At 36.1% G+C, this 19139-nt stretch carries 16 protein-coding genes; 5 read left to right on the top strand and 11 right to left on the bottom strand.

The annotated features are described in order from the left end of the window. Positions 1 to 19: 19 nt before the first annotated feature. Positions 20 to 1240 (top strand): MFS transporter, encoded by a 1221-nt coding sequence (locus CUC15_RS04215; protein ID WP_205317653.1) that lies wholly within the window; start codon positions 20 to 22, stop codon positions 1238 to 1240. A gap of 396 nt (positions 1241 to 1636) precedes the next feature. On the opposite strand, the gene CUC15_RS04210 is transcribed toward CUC15_RS04215, so the two are convergent. The 3 genes from CUC15_RS04210 to rlmD all read right to left on the bottom strand — a co-directional run bounded on the left by CUC15_RS04210 (position 1637) and on the right by rlmD (position 5876). Beyond that, positions 1637 to 2806, bottom strand: coding sequence for a zinc chelation protein SecC (locus tag CUC15_RS04210; RefSeq protein ID WP_114915508.1), 1170 nt, complete (start codon positions 2804 to 2806; stop codon positions 1637 to 1639). A 193-nt stretch (positions 2807 to 2999) separates the two neighbouring features. Next, positions 3000 to 3851, bottom strand: a complete 852-nt coding sequence (locus CUC15_RS20320) for an HNH endonuclease signature motif containing protein (RefSeq protein ID WP_114915507.1) — start codon at positions 3849 to 3851, stop codon at positions 3000 to 3002. Positions 3852 to 4496: 645 nt separating this feature from the next. Next, a complete protein-coding gene (rlmD, locus tag CUC15_RS04200; RefSeq protein ID WP_114915506.1) occupies positions 4497 to 5876 on the bottom strand; it encodes a 23S rRNA (uracil(1939)-C(5))-methyltransferase RlmD in 1380 nt (459 codons plus the stop codon). A gap of 251 nt (positions 5877 to 6127) precedes the next feature. Between rlmD and CUC15_RS04195 the strand changes: the two genes are divergently transcribed. Beyond that, complete coding sequence (locus CUC15_RS04195) at positions 6128 to 6586, top strand: CBS domain-containing protein (protein WP_114915505.1); 459 nt, start codon at positions 6128 to 6130, stop codon at positions 6584 to 6586. A gap of 140 nt (positions 6587 to 6726) precedes the next feature. On the opposite strand, the gene CUC15_RS04190 is transcribed toward CUC15_RS04195, so the two are convergent. Then, a complete protein-coding gene (locus tag CUC15_RS04190) occupies positions 6727 to 7296 on the bottom strand; it encodes a DUF6434 domain-containing protein (protein WP_114915504.1) in 570 nt (189 codons plus the stop codon). Positions 7297 to 7558: 262 nt separating this feature from the next. On the opposite strand from CUC15_RS04190, the gene CUC15_RS04185 reads away from it, so the two are divergent. The 3 genes from CUC15_RS04185 to CUC15_RS04175 are packed head-to-tail and all read left to right on the top strand — an operon-like array spanning position 7559 to position 11146. Further along, positions 7559 to 8308, top strand: a complete 750-nt coding sequence (locus CUC15_RS04185; RefSeq protein ID WP_114915503.1) for a DeoR/GlpR family DNA-binding transcription regulator — start codon at positions 7559 to 7561, stop codon at positions 8306 to 8308. Next, on the top strand, positions 8305 to 9216 hold the full coding sequence (gene pfkB, locus CUC15_RS04180; protein WP_114915502.1) for a 1-phosphofructokinase: 912 nt from the start codon (positions 8305 to 8307) through the stop codon (positions 9214 to 9216). The genes CUC15_RS04185 and pfkB overlap by 4 nt, the downstream gene beginning before the upstream one ends. A gap of 43 nt (positions 9217 to 9259) precedes the next feature. Next, positions 9260 to 11146 carry a PTS fructose transporter subunit IIABC gene (locus CUC15_RS04175; RefSeq protein ID WP_114915501.1) on the top strand — a complete coding sequence of 629 codons (1887 nt, stop codon included), beginning with the start codon at positions 9260 to 9262 and terminating at the stop codon, positions 11144 to 11146. Between the two features lie 442 nt (positions 11147 to 11588). On the opposite strand, the gene CUC15_RS04170 is transcribed toward CUC15_RS04175, so the two are convergent. The 7 genes from CUC15_RS04170 to CUC15_RS04145 all read right to left on the bottom strand — a co-directional run bounded on the left by CUC15_RS04170 (position 11589) and on the right by CUC15_RS04145 (position 19128). Beyond that, positions 11589 to 12494 carry a diacylglycerol kinase gene (locus tag CUC15_RS04170; RefSeq protein ID WP_114915500.1) on the bottom strand — a complete coding sequence of 302 codons (906 nt, stop codon included), beginning with the start codon at positions 12492 to 12494 and terminating at the stop codon, positions 11589 to 11591. A gap of 137 nt (positions 12495 to 12631) precedes the next feature. Beyond that, a complete protein-coding gene (gene gatB, locus CUC15_RS04165) occupies positions 12632 to 14062 on the bottom strand; it encodes an Asp-tRNA(Asn)/Glu-tRNA(Gln) amidotransferase subunit GatB (RefSeq protein ID WP_114915499.1) in 1431 nt (476 codons plus the stop codon). Continuing rightward, a complete protein-coding gene (gatA, locus tag CUC15_RS04160) occupies positions 14062 to 15528 on the bottom strand; it encodes an Asp-tRNA(Asn)/Glu-tRNA(Gln) amidotransferase subunit GatA (RefSeq protein ID WP_114915498.1) in 1467 nt (488 codons plus the stop codon). Before gatA ends, gatB begins: the two co-directional genes overlap by 1 nt. A 98-nt stretch (positions 15529 to 15626) precedes the next feature. Continuing rightward, on the bottom strand, positions 15627 to 15923 hold the full coding sequence (gene gatC, locus CUC15_RS04155; RefSeq protein WP_114915497.1) for an Asp-tRNA(Asn)/Glu-tRNA(Gln) amidotransferase subunit GatC: 297 nt from the start codon (positions 15921 to 15923) through the stop codon (positions 15627 to 15629). A gap of 215 nt (positions 15924 to 16138) precedes the next feature. Then, positions 16139 to 16270: a hypothetical protein gene (locus CUC15_RS20595; RefSeq protein ID WP_278309198.1), complete on the bottom strand. Its 132-nt coding sequence runs from the start codon at positions 16268 to 16270 to the stop codon at positions 16139 to 16141. 20 nt (positions 16271 to 16290) lie between these two features. Continuing rightward, the gene (locus CUC15_RS04150) at positions 16291 to 17571 is read right to left on the bottom strand and encodes a helix-turn-helix domain-containing protein (RefSeq protein WP_341457191.1); all 1281 of its coding nucleotides are present in this window, start codon (positions 17569 to 17571) and stop codon (positions 16291 to 16293) included. 312 nt (positions 17572 to 17883) lie between these two features. Further along, positions 17884 to 19128 (bottom strand): CamS family sex pheromone protein, encoded by a 1245-nt coding sequence (locus CUC15_RS04145; RefSeq protein WP_114915496.1) that lies wholly within the window; start codon positions 19126 to 19128, stop codon positions 17884 to 17886. Positions 19129 to 19139 lie beyond the last annotated feature (11 nt).

Here is a 19139-nt window from a genome sequence, read left to right as displayed (position 1 = left end):
AAAAAGTATAAAAAAGGGAATGATAAAGTTGACTAAAAAGACAAATTTTCTAATTTTTATTTTGGCTATTAGTTGTGGTTCACTTGCTGCTAATATTTATTATGCACAACCAATTGTACAATTCATTGCAAAAGATCTGAACATCTCTTCTGATTTATCTGGATTGCTCACTACTTTTACACAAATTGGGTATGGATTTGGCTTATTTTTCATCGTACCAATGGCTGACTTATTTAAAAGTAAGAAGATAATAGGAACTCTTATCGGACTTACTATTATTTCATTAATTGGTATGCTAATTTCGACAAATGGAATTATTTTTACTATATTAACAACCATAATTGGCGTTGGAGCCTGTGCGGCTCAAATGTTAGTTCCACTAACAATGAGGATTGTACCCATTGAAGAAACAGGTAAATATGTGGGGAAAGTGATGAGTGGTTTATTGATTGGGATTATGATTGCTCGCCCATTATCTATTGGAATAGCTGACTGGTTCGGTTGGAGAATGGTATTTCTTTTTTCATTAATCACGCTAGTTGCCGTATTACTACTAATTATAAAATTTTTGCCCAACTATGAGGTAGTAACGTCTAGTAACATGTCATATCCAAATTTAATCGCTTCTATGGTGAAACTACTAATAAATACATCTCCTTTACAACAAAGAGCTTTTTATCACGCATGTTTATTCGCAACATTTAGTCTCTATTGGACAACAATGCCAATTTTATTAAGGTCTGAGCCATTAAACTTTTCAAATAATGAAATTGCATTAATTGGTTTTGTTGCAATAGCTGGAGCTTTATTAACTCCTACTATTGGTAAACTAGCAGATAAAGGTTATATATTTACAATGACTAATATATCAATGGTGCTCGTACTATTATCTATCGTACTATTATTTTTTGTTCAAGATCATTCACTATTTAGTGTAATTTTAATCCTTATCTCCGGAATTAGCATTGATATTGGTGTATCAGGAAATTTATTATTAGGTCAAAAAGTTATCTTTGGTTTGAAACCCGAGATAAGAAACAGACTTAATGGATTATATATGACTATTTTCTTTTTGGGAGGAGCCTTTGGTTCATGGATTGGAAGTTTTACTTACTATAAATTTAATAGTGAAGTAGCTTTACTCATTGGAACAGCTTTTCCTTTAATCGCCTTATTAGTTCATTTAATAAAAAATAATACAATAAATTTATCAAAAACCAATAGTAAATACATGCCCTAACTATTAATGTACCCCAAAAGTTAGAGTGAAAATCTAATTTTTGGGTACACTAGCATTATCTTCTACATCAGGAACAAATTAATCACTATTATTGCTATTCTTTATTCGTTTTGGCCTATGTTAAAAATAAAAGAATAACCAAAACATCTCATATATTTCTCCAATACCTTATTGCATAATCCTATTCTTGTTACTTAGAAGAATAAGGGTAATCTTATCATTATTTGTTTCTAAGATTTTAATTGTACTTCTACGAAGTTTCAATTAACATTTAATCCCTTTTATTACCCTGTAATTTGTCAAGTAATAATTTTTAATGGAGGAATTACATAAAAGCCTCCTGTCAATCTCAGGAAGATTTTAGGCTAATTTCTTTACTAAGTCCACAATTTGACTCTAATTTAGTAGCTCGAATAGGTTTATCTTATTTCTTTCCCCGTAGCTAAATCCTGGCATTTTAGCTGCTTTACGCAGTATCATTCCATTCATTTTATTATATATAATAAAATCTTTATCCTTCAAATTTGCATAGAAGGTATACGCCATTTGTGTTTCTACGTCCCAACTGTTCCATAAACTTGGGCTTAATACCATATTTTCAGAATACAACGGTAATATGAGAGATATATAAAACTTCACCTTTTCTATGGGTGAACTTTGTAATTGATTAAATAAGTCTAAGTAAATTTCTTTTTCGCTGTCTAAACAACTTAATAAGATATAAGAATGGCCTTTCTCTGGAATTGCAGTAATAGCAAGGCGATGGATAAACCCTTTAACCTTATTTTTAATTTTCTTTCCATTCAAATCATAGTCAGGAGCAATGTATGCATAATTTGCGAAATTAATTTGCTCTGGTATTTTAATAATACAGGTTGTTACACCAGTATGCTTTCCAGCAAGGATTTCTTTATCGAAATGTTCTTTTATAGAATCAAATTCTTTCATATTTAATTGTAAACTTCTGTACCTGGAAACCATATCAGACCTGCTAAATACTGTTGGATGCTTTGCAAATTGAGTTCTGAAAATATCCATTGACATCCAAACTTTATAATATTCAAAGATAAAAGCCTTATAAGCATATACAAATTTCATTATCTCACTTGTTTCATCAAAATCAGGTGCTCCCTTTTCAATTGCAGCAAAAGCAATATTATCATGTAAATCACAAAAGCAAGTTTCAGTTGTTGCAGCATTTGCACTTGTTCTACTCATTTCGATAATAAGTTCTTGTTTCCCGTTGTTAAGTGGAACTATTAAAGGACTTTTTTTAGTGTCCATTAAGTATACATGTCTTTCATTGCCTGCTAATAAAGAAATAATTTTATTATTTTGCAAAGCATGAGCTCCCTTAATTTTCCCTTTACAATTTTGTTGATCTGGATGCATACAGAGCTTTTTCATTGATTTTCTCATCATTTCACCAATCAATACTTCAGGTGGTTTCTTAGTTTCTATGGGTGGATTAAAGTCTTTATTGTGGCAACAGTTTATAAAGACTTCACCACTTCCACAAGGACAACTCTCCTTTTTGCTAATCTTGATACGTTTTAATAAATTCAATTTATTGGCTCCTTATATATTGTAGTTTTCTTTTCTAATTTTGAGATTGGAGTAAGGGTCTAACTGCAACAATCGTGTCAAAATACTTTTGTCCATTCGAAATCGCACAAACAATAGCAATTTCTTCCTTACATCCCCTCACTCGTTCAATAAAATGCCGGTATTAGATTTTCAATATTCCAATTAATTTATTTTATTTTAATGATATTGTAAGTTTAATAACTTCAAAAATAATGTTCCCCTCTGAATCTCTCTCAAACTCAAAAGGATAAGCCCGTGTTTTATTTCCTTCCATGTACTTCTTCACTTGCGACAACTGTTTTATATAATTGATACATCGTGAATTAGAAGGAAAAGAGTCTATAAAATCGCCTTCCTTATCAAATAATTCAGTAAAAACCTGACCAGGACTATTATAACTATTAACCATGTGAATAGAGTTTTCTCTATAAGTTACCCATTCCAGATTATCAACGGTTGCATTACTTCTATTACTATCAATATGGTTAACAACTGGCTTATTTTTAGGCTTAGGAATAAACGCTTCTGCAACTAATCTGTGAACCAATAAACGCTTCCTCTTTCCGTCAAAAGATATATTAACAGTTCTATAACCACTTGCATTAATACTTTGATTTATAACTCTATTTATTTTAGAACTAAAAACTTCACCTTCTTTACTCACATAATAATTAGGATAATCTTTAATTTCTTTCCACTCCTCACTTTCTTTTACATATTCTCTATCAACAACAGTTTCCATACTTCCCCAACCAACATATTTTAAGTTAGTAAATCTATCATTAGATAAGTTACCATCAATATGTTTTATATGTTCTTGAAATCGAACTTCCTTATTCGCAAAGGAATTATACACGATTACACAGACATATTCTTCTTTGTATCTAAAACCTACTTTCAATCGAACTTTGTTATAACCACTTTTATTAATTTTCTGTTTCACAACTTTATCGGTTTTAACATTTCTTACTTCTCCTTTTTCATTCACAATGTAATCATTGTAACCTTTAACAATTTTCCACATATACTACACCTCAATTAGTTTAAATTTGATCAAATGTAATTGCGTATTCAACAGTTTTATAAGTACATAATTCCAATTGATAATCTTCAAACCTTAATAAAACGGGGAAATCATTAAACCATTAACCTCCCGTTACTTTAATTACATTCTTTTACAATATCTATGATTCCCTTTCCATTTTACTCTATATTAAAAAAAGCCAACCCAATTTAGAATATTTCCTCTTAATTCTCCTTTTTCTTTATTGTCCCTCTTAACTCCTATGTCCCACATTATGGATGAATATTACAAACCTAACTAAATTTCTTTTCTCTACTATGTACAACAATTTTAATCTCTTCCGAAAACCCCCACCTCAAACCCGCATTCCACCGTTTCAGTTAAAATAAAGTTTACCTAAGAACCCCCCATTTTCACACTTTTTTAGTTCAAAAATGCCCGTTTTTCGCCGCTTTTCCACCTGTTTTTTCACCGTTTTTTCGAAGTTGGAATAAAGTTCTCCGAGAATGTTGCATAGAGGAAACACGGACAAACCGAGTCAGGACAAGGGATGGGCATGAAAAAGACCCTGAAATCGGAAATGTTTATTTTCACGAAATCGGGGTCTGAATCGGTAATGTTTATTTTGGTTCGGTGATGTTAATTTTAGTTAGACAATTTCCGCTCCAACCAACAAACCGCCTCAACATGAGGAGTCTGCGGGAACATATCCACTGGCTGCACTTCCTTCGTCTCATATCCTCCATCTTCAAGGATTCTAAGATCTCTCGCTAACGTCGATGGATTGCATGAAACGTAGACAATCCGCTTAGGCTCCGTTTCAATCATCGCCTGCAGGAAGTCTGGTTCACAGCCTTTTCTTGGAGGATCTACGACAATGACATCGGGACTTAATCCTTGAGCTTTCCACCATGGCATTACTTTTTCTGCTTCACCAACAAAGAATTCAGCATTATCAATGCCATTCAATTTGGCATTCATTTTTGCATCGTTAATTGCTTCGGGTACAATTTCAACGCCATATACTTTTTTTGCTTTTTGGGCTAGGAATAATGAAATCGTGCCAATACCACAATACGCGTCAACAACTATATCGCTACTATCGATTTTGGCGTACTCTAATGCTTTATCATAAAGTACCTTCGTCTGTACCGGATTTACCTGATAAAACGATTTTGCAGAGATAGCAAATGTTATATCGCCGATTTTATCGTAAATATATTGCTCGCCCCATAATACTTTGGTCTTCTCCCCTAAAATGACGCTTGTGCGCTTATCATTGACATTTTGCACAATCGATTTTATCTCAGGGAATTTTTCCGTCAACTCGCTGATTATGACTTCCTTATTCGTTAATTTATCTGTACGTGTTACGAACACGACCATAACTTCATTTGTTGCAAACCCTTTTCTTACCATAATGTGACGTAATTCTCCGCGATGGCTCTCCTCATTATATGCCTTAATCCCGATCCGATTGGCAACCTCTCTCGCAGCCGGTACAATCGCATTAATCGTCTCATCCTGGATACTGCATGTGTCCATATTCTCAAGAATACGATGGCTACGCTTTTGATAAAAACCAGTAATCAGCTCTCCATTTTTTTCACCAACTGGAATCTGTACTTTATTACGGTAATGAAGAGGGCTTTCCATCCCAATAATTGGATGAACCGGAACGTGCTCAAGGTGTGCCACTTTCTTCATTACATTTTTCACTTGATTTTGTTTCATTTCAAGCTGTAAATGATAACTCATATGCTGCAGCTGACAACCACCACAATGAACATGGCAGGTTGGCTCCACCCGTTCCGGGCTACGTTTTGTCAACTCGAGTAGTTTACCAAAACCAAAGTTTTTATTTGCTTTTACAACTTTAACGGTTCCACTTTCACCTGGTAGAGCATTCGGTACAAATAAGGGATAGCCGTTAATTTTTCCAACGCCATTCCCTTCATGAGTTAAATCCTCAAATGTAAGGGTAATTGTTTCGTTTTTCTTTACTGGTGTTGCTTGTTTTGCCATATATATCTTCCTTTTGCGTACATTATTTGTGACTTTTATCTTACCATATTTCCGACCGCTAAATCATTTTTTATTAACTTCTAGCATTCTAAAATGTAACCCCATAAATTTTAGGTGTAGTATAATAGAACTGTAAGAGATTTATAATTGTTGGAAGACTAGTTGTCACTAACCCTTAGGATGATAGCTTCCGTTTCCTTTATACAATGAAAAGTGTTTAACTTTCTTAACTGCAAAAAGGAGGATATAACATGCAAGCACGTGATATTATGATTACCAACGTTTATACCGTTAAAGCTACAGATACGTTAAAAGATTTATTAGAGATTATGGTAAAGAATCGAATTGGAGGTTTACCAGTAGTTGATGATCAGGGCAATTTAGTTGGAATGGTTTCTGATGGAGATGTTCTGCGTTTTCTCGCACCAAAACCTTTTCAAATAATTGATCTGTATAATGCAATGTATCTTGAGGCTGAAACAATTGAAGATGTTTTGCAACAAAAACTTGATACACCTGTAAAAAAAATTATGACGAAACGTTTTATTTTAAAGTTGTCACCAGATGAAGAATTTGAAAAGACCATTCGCCTATTATCGCAGCACCATTATAAGAAGCTCCCTGTTGTAAATGAAGCTGGGCGGGTTATTGGCGTAATCAGTCGCGGCGATTTAATATTTAATATCTCCCAGAAAATGATTGCACAGTAATCTATTACCTAATTAGGTGATTCGATGAAATCGCCTTTTATCCTTATTACCAATTGCTAATAGTTTAGCACCTCCAGAATATTGAGATCGTCCGAAGATGGCTAACTCTAATGATTAACGAACGGTTAGCAGGTAATGGGTTAGTTATTAGGATTGTATTTATTGCTTCCAGGAAGTTTCTTGATGTAATTCCAGGCACTAATCGCTTCACTGCGACTCTTCCCCTGATTTTTCGAGTCAGAAAAATAGTCACGAATAAATTGATTGTACTCAAATTGTGGAGCTATTTTTTTCTTAAATGAGGGATCTTTCTTTCGGTCTTCCTCTTCATACCAAGCAGCTACAACATCACGATACGTTTTTCCAATGTTAGTTTTAAAGTAGTTTTGAATATAGGTAGAAAAATGAAATTTAGGAATGATCGTCTTGAAAAAGGCTCTCACATCTTGACTGCAACGATGGTTTTCCGTAATGACTGTATTAAGACTTAGTTCAACTCGCTGATCCGTCCTTCTATTTCCCCTTGATTTTCTTGTAGGCTTGTTTATTTTGCCTGTTAGAAGAAAGGTTTCAACTCTATCGGAAATCTCTACTTTAGATCCTGATGCGCTAATTCCATGCTCTCTGCAAAATGATTGTAATTCTTCCTTTAACCAATAAAAATCCTTAAACTGCTCTATACTAATCTGCTTTGTCAAATTCGCCCTCATATATACACCCCCATTTATTAATCACATTATAGACCATACGTTCCCAATAATCAAAGCAATAATAATAAAGAAACATCCTGACAATAATTATTTCTAGATCACATCTCTAGGTTTTCCTCCAATAGCATTCAAATTTTTTTACTGAACATGCTCTATTATTTTGTTGCTCGTATAATGACAGCAAAATATACCAAACTATCCTTAAACCCAATGATTGTTTTTGAACGTTTTTAATGGTAAAATACTGTTTTGGAGGATTGCTATGTTAACAGAAGAACGATATGCTTTCATATTAGATGAATTAAAACAAAATGGAATCGTAAAAACGCAGAAATTAATGACGGCGCTTCAATGCTCAGAATCTACTATTCGACGAGACCTCGCCCAACTAGAAAAGGACGGGGTGCTTAGACGTGTACACGGTGGTGCAAAGCGATTATATCTACTGGATGATGAGTTATCAAATAACGAAAAATCATCCAAAAACGTTCAAGAAAAAACAGCCATTGGAAAATTGGCCGCTTCTCTAATTGATGAAAACGATGTCGTATTTATCGAAGCCGGTACAACTACCTTAACGATGGTTGATTATATTGAAACCGGGAATATTACAGTTGTGACGAATGGCATTTTACATGCTTCATTACTTACAGATAAAAATATCACCACCTACCTTATTGGTGGGAAAATTAAACCCTCAACAAAAGCAATCATCGGACCAACCAGCTTAAGTGAGTTAAGAGATTATCGGTTTAATAAGGCTTTCTTAGGCATTAATGGAATCGATAGCGAATTTGGCTGTACAACACCAGATCCAGAGGAAGCAGCATTAAAAAACTTAGCAATTAAACAAGCGTCCATTACATATATGTTGGCGGATCAAAGTAAATGGAATAAAGTAAATTTCGCAAATGTATGTGACTTGGAAGAAGTGACAATCATTACTGACGAAGCAAAGGGAAATATCGATTTCTTTAGACAAAAAACAGAAATTTTGGAGGCGAAGCAATGATCTACACAGTTACACTTAATCCATCGATCGATTATGTCGTTCATGCAGATGATGTGAAGCTTGGTGAATTAAACTATATGAGCAGTGACTTGAAGCTGCCTGGCGGAAAAGGAATTAATGTTTCCCGTATCCTGCATGAACTAGAAGCTGATACAACCGCATTTGGGTTCATCGGCGGATTTACAGGGGAATTTATTATAAATTGGTTATTACGTGATGGCGTAAATACTGATTTCGTTAATGTGCAAGAAGATACAAGAATTAACATTAAACTGAAAGCAGATTCTGAAACTGAAATCAATGGAAGAGGTCCTATGATTTCTACGGAAAAGGCAGCTCAACTTTTAGATAAAGTCGAAAAGGTATCGAGTGAGGATATGATTGTTTTATCTGGCAGCATGCCCCCTTCTCTGCCAAAGGATTATTATGAGCAACTGGTCAAACGGATTATATCCTCTGGTGCTGAATTTGTAGTTGATACGACTGGCGATGCTTTGAAATCAGTTTTACCATATGGCCCCTTACTCGTAAAACCAAATTTAGAAGAACTGCAGCAACTATTTAATGTAACCTTCAGTAAAAAAGAAGATATTCTCCATTACGGGAAACAATTACTGGAGTTAGGAGCGAAAAACGTCATCGTTTCAATGGCTGGTGAAGGTGCATTGCTGTTTACAGAGAACGCAATTTATCAGGGTATCAGCCCTAAAGGAGAGGTTAAAAACTCTGTCGGTGCAGGTGACTCGATGATTGCTGGATTTATTGGCGAGTATCGGAAAACAAGAGATGTCGAAACTGCCTTTAAAATGGGACTAGCTTCCGGAAGTGCCACAGCATTTTCAAATGACCTTGCGAAGAAAGACGATATCCTTTCCTTACTTGGTAATGTTAAAGTAACACGTCTCTAAGGTTCGCTTATTAAATATATTCTATAGAAGAAGGATGGTAACCTTGAAAATAACAGATGTATTAAGAAAAGATATTATGATTATGGATCTTGAGGCAACAACGAAAGAGCCTGTCATAGATGAAATGATAAATAGCCTCGCGGATAATGGCGTAATCAATGACCGCGATATATTTAAAGAAGCAATTCTGAAACGTGAAGCACAAACAACAACTGGTCTTGGCGACGGGATTGCTATGCCGCACGCGAAAAACAAAGCCGTAAATAAACCTACCGTACTTTTTGCCAAAAGTAATAAGGGAGTCGATTATGAATCCCTTGATGGTCAACCAGCATACTTATTTTTCATGATTGCAGTTCCAGATGGCGCGAATGATACCCATTTACAAACATTAGCTGCACTTTCTAGATTGCTAATAGAAAAGGAATTCGTAGATAAATTGAAACAAGCGAGTACTCCTGATGAAGTACACATGATTTTCAATCAAGCACAAGAAGAAAAAGATGCGCATGAAAAAGAGCAGGAGCAAGAGGCGAAGCAAGAATCTGATAGCTCAAAGCAAAAACCTTTCATCGTTGCAGTGACTGCTTGCCCAACTGGGATTGCACACACTTATATGGCAGAGGATGCATTAAAGAAAAAAGCCGCAGAAATGAATGTTGATATTCGGGTTGAAACACAAGGTTCAGAGGGTGCAAAGCATGCGTTAACGGCAGCAGAAATCGAGAAAGCAGAAGCTGTTATTATTGCTGCTAGTAAAAAGGTAGAATTGAATCGTTTTGCTGGTAAGCATGTTTTAGATCGACCAGTAACAGATGGAATCAACAAAACAGAAGAATTAATTACAAAAGCAATCAATCAAGATGCTCCCGTTTACCATGGGGAAAGCAATGAGAAGTCATCTGATAAAGAGGAAAAGTCGACTTCTGTCTGGGGCTCCATTTATAAAGATCTAATGAACGGTATTTCTAATATGCTGCCGTTCGTTGTTGGTGGCGGTATTTTACTAGCTATTTCTTTCTTATTTGAAAGTATTCTAGGAAGCGAAAGTGAAGTCTTTACCTTCTTAAATTCAATCGGAAGCAACGCATTTACGTTCCTAATTCCTATTTTCGCTGGATTTATAGCAATGAGTATAGCAGATCGTCCTGGTTTAATGCCTGGTATGGTTGGTGGACTTATTGCCGTAAATAGTAATGCAGGTTTCCTTGGCGGATTAGTTGCTGGTTTCTTAGCAGGTTATCTCGTCGTCTTACTTAAACGCCTTTTCCGTGGCTTACCAAGATCACTGGAAGGTTTGAAACCAATCTTAATCTATCCAGTACTTGGTCTTTTCTTAACTGGTTTACTGATGTATTTCGTTTTCGGTCCAATATTCTCAGGTATTAATACAGCAATGGTCGATTTCTTACAAAATTTAGGGACAGGAAATGCTGTAATCATCGGTGTTATTCTAGGTGGTATGATGGCAATTGATATGGGTGGCCCATTCAATAAAGCAGCATATGCTTTCTCAATTGGTATTTTCACAGATACTGGTGACGGTAGTTTAATGGCAGCTGTTATGGCAGGTGGGATGGTTCCACCACTAGCAATTGCACTTGCTTCTACTCTATTTAGAAATAAATTTACAGAAGCAGAACATAAATCAGGATTAACAAACTATGTCATGGGACTTTCTTTCATCACAGAAGGAGCTATTCCATTCGCGGCTGCTGATCCACTGCGTATTATTGTTTCATCCGTAATTGGCGCCGCTGTTGCAGGTGGGTTGACACAGTTCTGGGATACAGCAATCCCGGCACCACATGGTGGAATTTTCGTTGTTGCATTAGCAGACCATGCATTAATGTTCCTATTAGCACTTGTGATCGGTACGGTTGTTGCAGCAATTATTCTTGGACTTTGGAAGAGGCCAGTAAGTAAATAATACATTTATTAGAGATAAATCCTAAATGGGTTTATCTCTTTTTTGTTGATTTTTAATAAGGCTATTTTCTAAATGATTCGGACCGCAGTTACTCGGCTTACAGGAAAGCTTCGATGTCACAATTTCTTAAGTTGATACATTTGTTGCATTTATATGGTGAGATGGTTTTATACTTCCTCTTTTCTGTTGTGTAACAAATGATAATGAGTATTGATGTAAAGCGCCAACAGTTTTCATTCCTTCGCTTAAATAAACGACGATATTTAGTGGGTAAGAAATTCTTGTGCCTCTAGTTCAGCCATATCCCCAGCGGAAGAAGGCTAGCCAGCCCCGTGCGCTCTGTGTATTTCTGGAGCGAGGGGCTTGAGAGAAATCCATTATATATACTTAGTAAGTATATAAATTTACTCTCCAAAAAAATAAAGGAAGACTAAATTTTTCCTTAGTCTTCCTTCTCCAAATATTCCGGTGGCACAATAAATTCGATATGCTGTTGCAAATTGATAAATTCCCCTGGCAGCAATCCACCATATTCACCATCAATATTTAATTGCATTTTTTCTTCTGGTATTACTTTAATATGCTTTGCTTGAGCGTAGATAAGATTTTTATTATCCAAATGTGCCCCACGCAGTGCGAGAGTTGCAATGCGAATAAACTCCGCAAGATTTGTTTCCCGTAAGATAAGTAAATCGAAGTAGCCATCGTTTAGCTTTGCACCTGGTGCAAGCTTCTCAAACCCACCGACAGAATTAGAATTAGATACTAAAAATAGCATAATATCTTCATCAATCACATTTCCATCATACTCGATTCGAGCACGGGCTGGCTTTAGGGATGGGAGCATTTCAATGCCCTTCACATAATAAGCCAGTTGTCCAAGCATGGTCTTCAATTTAATCGGGACATCGTATGATAATTCCGTAAGTCTGCCCCCACCGGCAATATTGATAAAGTGCTGATCATTTACTTTACCAACATCTAATAACATTGAGTTTCCTTCTAAAATAATATCGACAGCTTTCATGATATCACGTGGAATATGCAGTGCCCTAGCAAAGTCATTCGTCGTACCAACTGGAATAATTCCGAGTTTAGGACGATAATCCTGTTCAGCCATACCGTGGATTACCTCATTAATCGTTCCATCTCCACCTGCAGCAATAACAAGGTCATATTCTCGTTCGACTGCAATCTTAGCAGCACTTGCAGCATCGCCCTCTCCAACTGTAGAGTGAGCTGATGCTTCATATCCAGCAATCTCAAGCTTCTCTAGAATCGTAGGCAACTCTTTTTTTATTGCTTCACGTCCAGATGTTGGATTGTAAATGATTCGAGCCTTTTTCATTACCATTTCCTCCCATGATCATTCCAAACAAACGGTATATAGTATATTATTCATTACCTATCATCATAATGTTTATGAATGCTTTTGAAAAGCCTAGACTACAATCACATTGGTAATTGTAGTCTAGTACGTCTTTTCTATCGCTTTTTAATTTCTTCACCTAATATTTTATTAACCATTGGTGGATTTGCTTGTCCCTTTGTAGCCTTCATAATTTGCCCGACTAGGAAGCCAAGCGCTTTTCCTTTACCAGCCTTAAAGTCAATGATCGATTGTTCATTTTCATCTAAGATTTTATTCACAATTTCTTGGAGTTGTGCTGGGTCAGAAATTTGAACAAGACCTTTTTCCTTCACGATTTGTTCCGGATCTCCACCATTTTCAACTAGCTCTGCGAAGACCTTCTTAGCGATTTTCGATGAAATCGTACCATCTTCAATTAGTTGAATCATTTTCGCTAAGGCTTCTGGCGTAATCGCTAGCTCGTTTAATTCCTTCAAATGCTTGTTCATATAAGCAGAAACTTCTCCCATTAGCCAGTTCGATGCTTGTTTTACATCTGCACCATGGTCAACCGCTTCTTCAAAGAAGTCAGACATTTGCTTTGTGCTTGTCAATACTTCTGCATCATATTCAGATAATCCAAGGTCCGCAACATAACGTTGTTTACGTGCATCAGGAAGCTCTGGAATTTCACTGCGAACGCGTTCTTTCCATGCTTCATCAATATAAAGTGGAACAAGGTCTGGTTCAGGGAAGTAACGATAATCGTCTGACCCTTCCTTCACGCGCATTAGAATCGTTTCTTTTGTTTTTTCATCATAACGGCGTGTTTCTTGTAAAATTTCGCCACCTGATAATAAAACCTTTTCTTGGCGCTTCTCTTCAAACTCAAGTCCTTTTTGTACAAATGAGAAGGAGTTCAAGTTTTTTAATTCTGCTTTTGTACCGAATTTCTCTTGGCCAATTGGGCGAAGCGAAATATTAGCATCACATCTTAATGAACCTTCCTGCATTTTTACATCAGAAACACCAGTATATTGAATAATGTTTTTCAGCTTTTCTAAATATGCATATGCTTCTTCTGGTGAGCGCATATCTGGTTCAGACACAATCTCGATTAATGGTGTACCTTGTCGGTTAAAGTCAACATAGGAATAACCATCATCACCATGTGTTAGTTTACCAGCATCCTCTTCTAAATGAAGACGAGTAATCCCAATTCGTTTTTTCTTGCCATTTACTTCGATTTCAATCCAGCCATTCTCACCAATTGGCTGATCAAATTGAGAGATTTGATATGCTTTCGGATTATCTGGATAGAAATAGTTTTTACGGTCAAATTTTGTGTTCGTTGCAATCTCACAGTTCAGTGCCATTGCCGCCTTCATTGCAAAGTTTACCGCTTCTTCATTTAGCACCGGAAGTGTCCCTGGGTATCCAAGATCAATTGGGTTTACATTCGTATTTGGGTCAGATCCGAATTCATTCACACTCGGACTGAAAATTTTTGATTTTGTTTTTAATTCTACGTGTACCTCTAGTCCAATAATTGTTTCAAAATTCATTAGTTGGCACCTCCTAGTTGAGGTCGTTTTGTATGATAGTCTGTTGCTTGTTCAAATGCATGTGCAGTACGGTATACTGTACTTTCATCAAAATGCTTGCCGATGATTTGCAGCCCGATTGGTAATCCTTCTGGAGAGAATCCACAAGGAATGGAAATACCTGGTACACCTGCAAGGTTAACTGGAACTGTTAAAATATCATCTGCGTACATTGTTAACGGATCATCAATCTTCTCGCCAACCTTAAATGCAGTTGTTGGTGAAGTTGGTCCAATAATAACATCATATTCTTCAAAGATTTTATCAAAATCATTTTTTATTAATGTCCGTACTTGCTGTGCTTTTTTATAGTAAGCATCATAATATCCAGAGCTTAGTGCAAATGTTCCAAGCATAATACGGCGTTTTACTTCTGGTCCAAAGCCTTCGCTGCGGGATTTCTTGAACATATCAATCATATTGTCAGCATTTTCCGAGCGCACACCGTAGCGCACACCATCAAATCGTGCGAGGTTTGCAGATGCTTCCGAAGATGAAATTAAATAGTATGCTGCAACCGCATATTTCGAATGTGGAATGGAAACCTCTTCCCATGTTGCACCTAATGACTCGTATACTTTTAATGCTTCTAAAACGGATTCTCTAACTTCTGGTGCTACACCTTCAGCAAGATACTCTTTTGGCACGGCAATTTTAAGTCCTTTCACATCACCGGTTAATGCCTCAGTATATGCAGGAACATCTAGATCCACACTTGTTGAATCCATCTTGTCAGCCCCTGCAATTACTTCTAATACACGTGCATTGTCTTCAACTGTACGTGTAATTGGTCCAACCTGGTCAAGTGATGATGCAAACGCAACTAAACCAAAACGTGATACACGGCCATATGTCGGCTTCATCCCTACTACCCCACAAAATGCTGCAGGCTGACGGATCGAACCACCAGTATCAGATCCTAAAGAAAACAGTACTTCTCCCGCAGCAACTGCCGCTGCAGAACCACCACTAGAACCACCTGGAACATAATCGGTATTCCATGGGTTTCTTGTCGCATCATAGCTTGAATTCTCATTAGAAGAACCCATTGCAAATTCATCCATGTTTAATTTTCCAACTGCAATCGTTTGTTCATTATTTAACTTTTCCACAACGGTTGCATCATAAAGTGGGTCATTGAAATTATCAAGAAACTGACTGGCACATGTTGTACGAAGTCCTTTTGTCATGATATTATCCTTTATTCCACTTGGGATACCAAATAATTTAGCAGTAGCGTCTGGATGCTCATCAAGCACCTTCGCTTTTGCTAATGCATTTTCTTTATCCAATGTTAAAAATGCATGAACCTGTCCGTCAACTTCCTCAATCCTTTGATAGGATTCCTCAACAAGATCCTGCACCGTAATTTCTTTATTATGTAGCATTGCTTCTAATTCTTTAATTGTATGGTCAAATAGTGACATCTAGTGTTACCTCCTTATTCTTTGAAAACTTGCTACTGCATAGAAACCTATGACAATAGCTTCGCCTGCGCACCCTTACAGATAGAAAGGTTTGATCCTTAGTTATCTGCCATGATTGATGGTACGCGGAATTGACCATCTTTATGATCAGGAGCATTTCTTAGCGCATCTCCTTGTGTGATCCACTCTTTTGCTTCATCTTTACGCATTATATTTTTCAAGTCAAGAACGTGCGTTGTAGGCTCAATACCTTCCGTGTCCAGTTCATTCAACTGTTCTGCATAATCAATAATTGCTCGTAAGTCTTCTGCTAGATGCTCAACCTCTTCTTCTGTAACGGCAAGCCTTGCCAGATGTGCTACATGCTCTACTTGTTCTTTTGTAATTTCTGCCACGCGATGATACCTCCAAATCGTAATTTATATCGGTAATACATTATTTGCTCATTATATCATTATACCACTATTGATAATAGCAAAGATAGTCACTTCAAGGCAAATAATCTCGATGCTTCAGCGGGAAAAATTAGTCCAAATAACAAAAAAACACCTGAAACGGGTTCCAAACCGTTTCAGGCAGATTCATCACTGTGTAATAGGGTAAATAATTGTTAAGCTGTTTTTTGTACAGATAGAATGCTTGGTTCTACTTCAAATGCTAGGTCATTTGCTGAATTATCAGCGAATGCGAATCCAGTCAATAGTAGTGCTCCAAATGTTAATCCTACTAGTAGCTTTTTCATGCTATCCCCCCTAACATAATTTATATATTAGTAATTTGCTCATAGGCAAAATTGGCCTCTTTAAAATATTTTGTTGCAGCCTTATATTTATGTTGCTTCTCATATTGTTCAGCTAATAATTTTACATGGGTAGCTAAACTAGCGAAATCCTTATTCTTCTTCAGATATGGCAAAAATTCTTCAATAACCAATCTCTCGAAACTCTCAAACTCCTCATTTAGTAAAAAATTATATGTATGTATCACATAGTAGAAGAGTTTGTATGGTTCAATATTTGAGAGTTCCTTCATAAGCGCTAATCCATAATCAACACTTTTTCTAGTTTCTTCATAGTTTCCAATAATATAATATTCTTTTACTAATGAGGCAATAGAAGCTAATTTGTCTCCCGGTTGTACCTCAATATTATTTATAATTTCCAGATAGTACTTAATTGCTTCGTTAGAGTCCCCTTTTACTGAATATAGATGACCCAAGTTTTGATTCGTCAGTTGAATAAGCTGTCCATTATTATTCAGCTTGCCTAAATGCAACGCTAAATTATAATTTTTAATCGCCTTATCATACATCTTAATTCGTCGATATGAGATACCCAATATGTTATGACATTGTGCACAACGAAGAAAGTTATATAATTTCATATAAATATTCAACGCTTTATTTGCGTATTCAATTGCTTCCAACGTATTTCGCAATTTACTATGAGTAACTGAAATAATATAATGGAGGTCTGCTATTTCATCTTCAGAAATATCAATATGACTTATTCTTTCTTCTGCTACATTATACATTTTGATACTCTGATTATAGTCTCCATCTTTTAGGGTATAGAAGTTTCCCCGAAACTTAAACCAATAAAACTGCTGTAAACTATCAAAGTTATTCGATAATCCTTTTAATTCATTGATTTTCTTTGCAGCTTCATCATAATCACCTAGTATTAGGAAATAGCGAATCTTATGAATCTCGAATAATAACAGGTTTTCTGATAGGTTTCGGTCTAACATCTCTTGAATTTCTTCATATGCTATGATGATATCTTCCTTGTTATTAACCTCGAAAAGCATGCTGTACCAATCATTAAGCTTTTCTTTTATCAATTCTTCTTCACGGTTATCAACTTGGATACCAAGTCGGTCGCATAGCATTTTAATAATCTCAGGACTTGCTTGTGTTTTCAAGTTTTCGATTTTAGATAAATAGGATACGGAAACAACACCATCAGCAAGCTCTCCCAATGTCTTTTCCTGTTTGGTACGTTGTAGTTTTATAAAAGATCCAATTTCTATCAAAATACCCACCCTATCGTTTTCCTAAAATTTTCCACCTCTGATATTTATAGTTTTATTATACCATGGATTCTGAAAATTCATATTGGGAAAATCACATATAAAAGAGGTGATTATCAACTAATAAAGTTTGCCGATTTTCCTCAAATAGGAAAATTCACCACTTTTTAGAGTAAAATCCTCTTAATAAATGGTGAATTTCTAATTTTGGAATATTTTTTAAAGAAATTTTTCTAATTTTGTTTCATGATTTCAGGTAATTCTTACCCCGACTATAGTAAGGCATTTTCTGTATTGAGATTTTAAGATTTCTTATCCTGGAGTCTAATGGAAAATATGGACAGTGGGAGTATCTTCCCCAGCATCGCGATAGATCAAGCTTTCATTTCCATTAATCGACGTTACATTTATTTCAATATCATAGTAATTCGGAAACATATCTTGAACGAGACCATACGCATACTGAGTAAATCCAATGACCTCTGATTCTCCGTAAAATTCTATTGGGATTTCAATTGATAGCTCTTGTAGTTCTTTATTAATATAAAATCCTTGGCCGATAACTCCTACATAGTTCGGGAAAAATTTCGCGATTTCATTTCCAAAGCTAGTAACAATCTCATGGTCATCAATGTATTTCTTTTCTCCTTCTGATGATGGGAATAAAATATATTCTTCTGTAATATTATCCCAATCTCCGATAGTTGTGGCACCCCCAGCAACATTCGTTTTTGCAACGAAATTTCCTGGCACTGGTGACGATTGATCCTCTTCCCGGTATAAGGCAAACATTATCGGGATATTTTCTAATCCTTCCATACCGCGAATTCTTTCTAAAATCTGCCCGGCAATTTCATTCCCTTGCTTCAATGCTTCATCGAGTGGAATATCTTCGTAGTAATATGGTCCACCAGTTTCCGTTTGAAATCGATAAACTGATTTTAATGCTAATCCAATTGAAATACCGGCAAGCTGAACCGTATTATCTTCGTTACGTTTTAAGTAATTCTGTTCTAAGATATGTGATAAATAACGTGGGCTTTCTCGATTTAGCTTTATCTTTTCTTCCTGATCAGCACCCTCAGGAACTTCTTCGAAAGGCGGATTTAATCCGTTTCCGATCTCCGCTCTAATTTTTTCCTCATTAACCGTCATTTTTGCCTTTTCAAGTCTCGCTATTTCCGCTTGTACCTGTTCTTCTATTTGTTCCTTTGTCAAGCCTCTTCCAAGCCATTCATAAACCATATCCGACGTTAAATATTGCCCTTCTTGGAAATATAATTCCTTTGGGTCGAATACTTCCGTGGAATGGCGTCGCAATCCTTCTTCCATTTCGTCAATATCCAGTCGATTGACAATCTGGTTGACGATAACGCCCCTAGCTTCACTCGGTTCATAGGGAATAATGATTCGATAGTTGTCATCCCCTAAACGGTAGCTTGGAACGATTGATGTTTTTGTTTCCTGATCGCCCTTACTTAATAGTTCTTCTTCATCACTTTGGCTATTAGGTGCGCAACTTGTAAGCAATAGGAGCGCACATAATAGACCGATACTAATTTTTTTCATGGGAATAACAC

This window comes from Oceanobacillus zhaokaii, assembly GCF_003352005.1.
In the GTDB taxonomy this organism is placed as follows: Bacteria; Bacillota; Bacilli; order Bacillales; family Amphibacillaceae; genus Oceanobacillus; species Oceanobacillus zhaokaii.
The sequence above is the reverse complement of the archived record's forward strand: the minus strand, read 5'-3'. Positions and strand labels throughout refer to the sequence as shown.

What these genes read in the sequence shown, in the direction of transcription:
- gatB (WP_114915499.1), bottom strand. Translation starts at nt 14,062, where the DNA reads ATGAATTTTGAAACAATTATTGGACTAGAGGTACACGTAGAATTAAAA.
- CUC15_RS04170 (WP_114915500.1), bottom strand. Translation starts at nt 12,494, where the DNA reads ATGAAAAAGGCTCGAATCATTTACAATCCAACATCTGGACGTGAAGCA.
- CUC15_RS04195 (WP_114915505.1), top strand. Translation starts at nt 6,128, where the DNA reads ATGCAAGCACGTGATATTATGATTACCAACGTTTATACCGTTAAAGCT.
- CUC15_RS04145 (WP_114915496.1), bottom strand. Translation starts at nt 19,128, where the DNA reads ATGAAAAAAATTAGTATCGGTCTATTATGTGCGCTCCTATTGCTTACA.
- gatA (WP_114915498.1), bottom strand. Translation starts at nt 15,528, where the DNA reads ATGTCACTATTTGACCATACAATTAAAGAATTAGAAGCAATGCTACAT.
- pfkB (WP_114915502.1), top strand. Translation starts at nt 8,305, where the DNA reads ATGATCTACACAGTTACACTTAATCCATCGATCGATTATGTCGTTCAT.
- CUC15_RS20595 (WP_278309198.1), bottom strand. Translation starts at nt 16,270, where the DNA reads ATGAAAAAGCTACTAGTAGGATTAACATTTGGAGCACTACTATTGACT.
- CUC15_RS04190 (WP_114915504.1), bottom strand. Translation starts at nt 7,296, where the DNA reads ATGAGGGCGAATTTGACAAAGCAGATTAGTATAGAGCAGTTTAAGGAT.
- CUC15_RS20320 (WP_114915507.1), bottom strand. Translation starts at nt 3,851, where the DNA reads ATGTGGAAAATTGTTAAAGGTTACAATGATTACATTGTGAATGAAAAA.
- CUC15_RS04185 (WP_114915503.1), top strand. Translation starts at nt 7,559, where the DNA reads ATGTTAACAGAAGAACGATATGCTTTCATATTAGATGAATTAAAACAA.
- rlmD (WP_114915506.1), bottom strand. Translation starts at nt 5,876, where the DNA reads ATGGCAAAACAAGCAACACCAGTAAAGAAAAACGAAACAATTACCCTT.
- CUC15_RS04215 (WP_205317653.1), top strand. Translation starts at nt 20, where the DNA reads ATGATAAAGTTGACTAAAAAGACAAATTTTCTAATTTTTATTTTGGCT.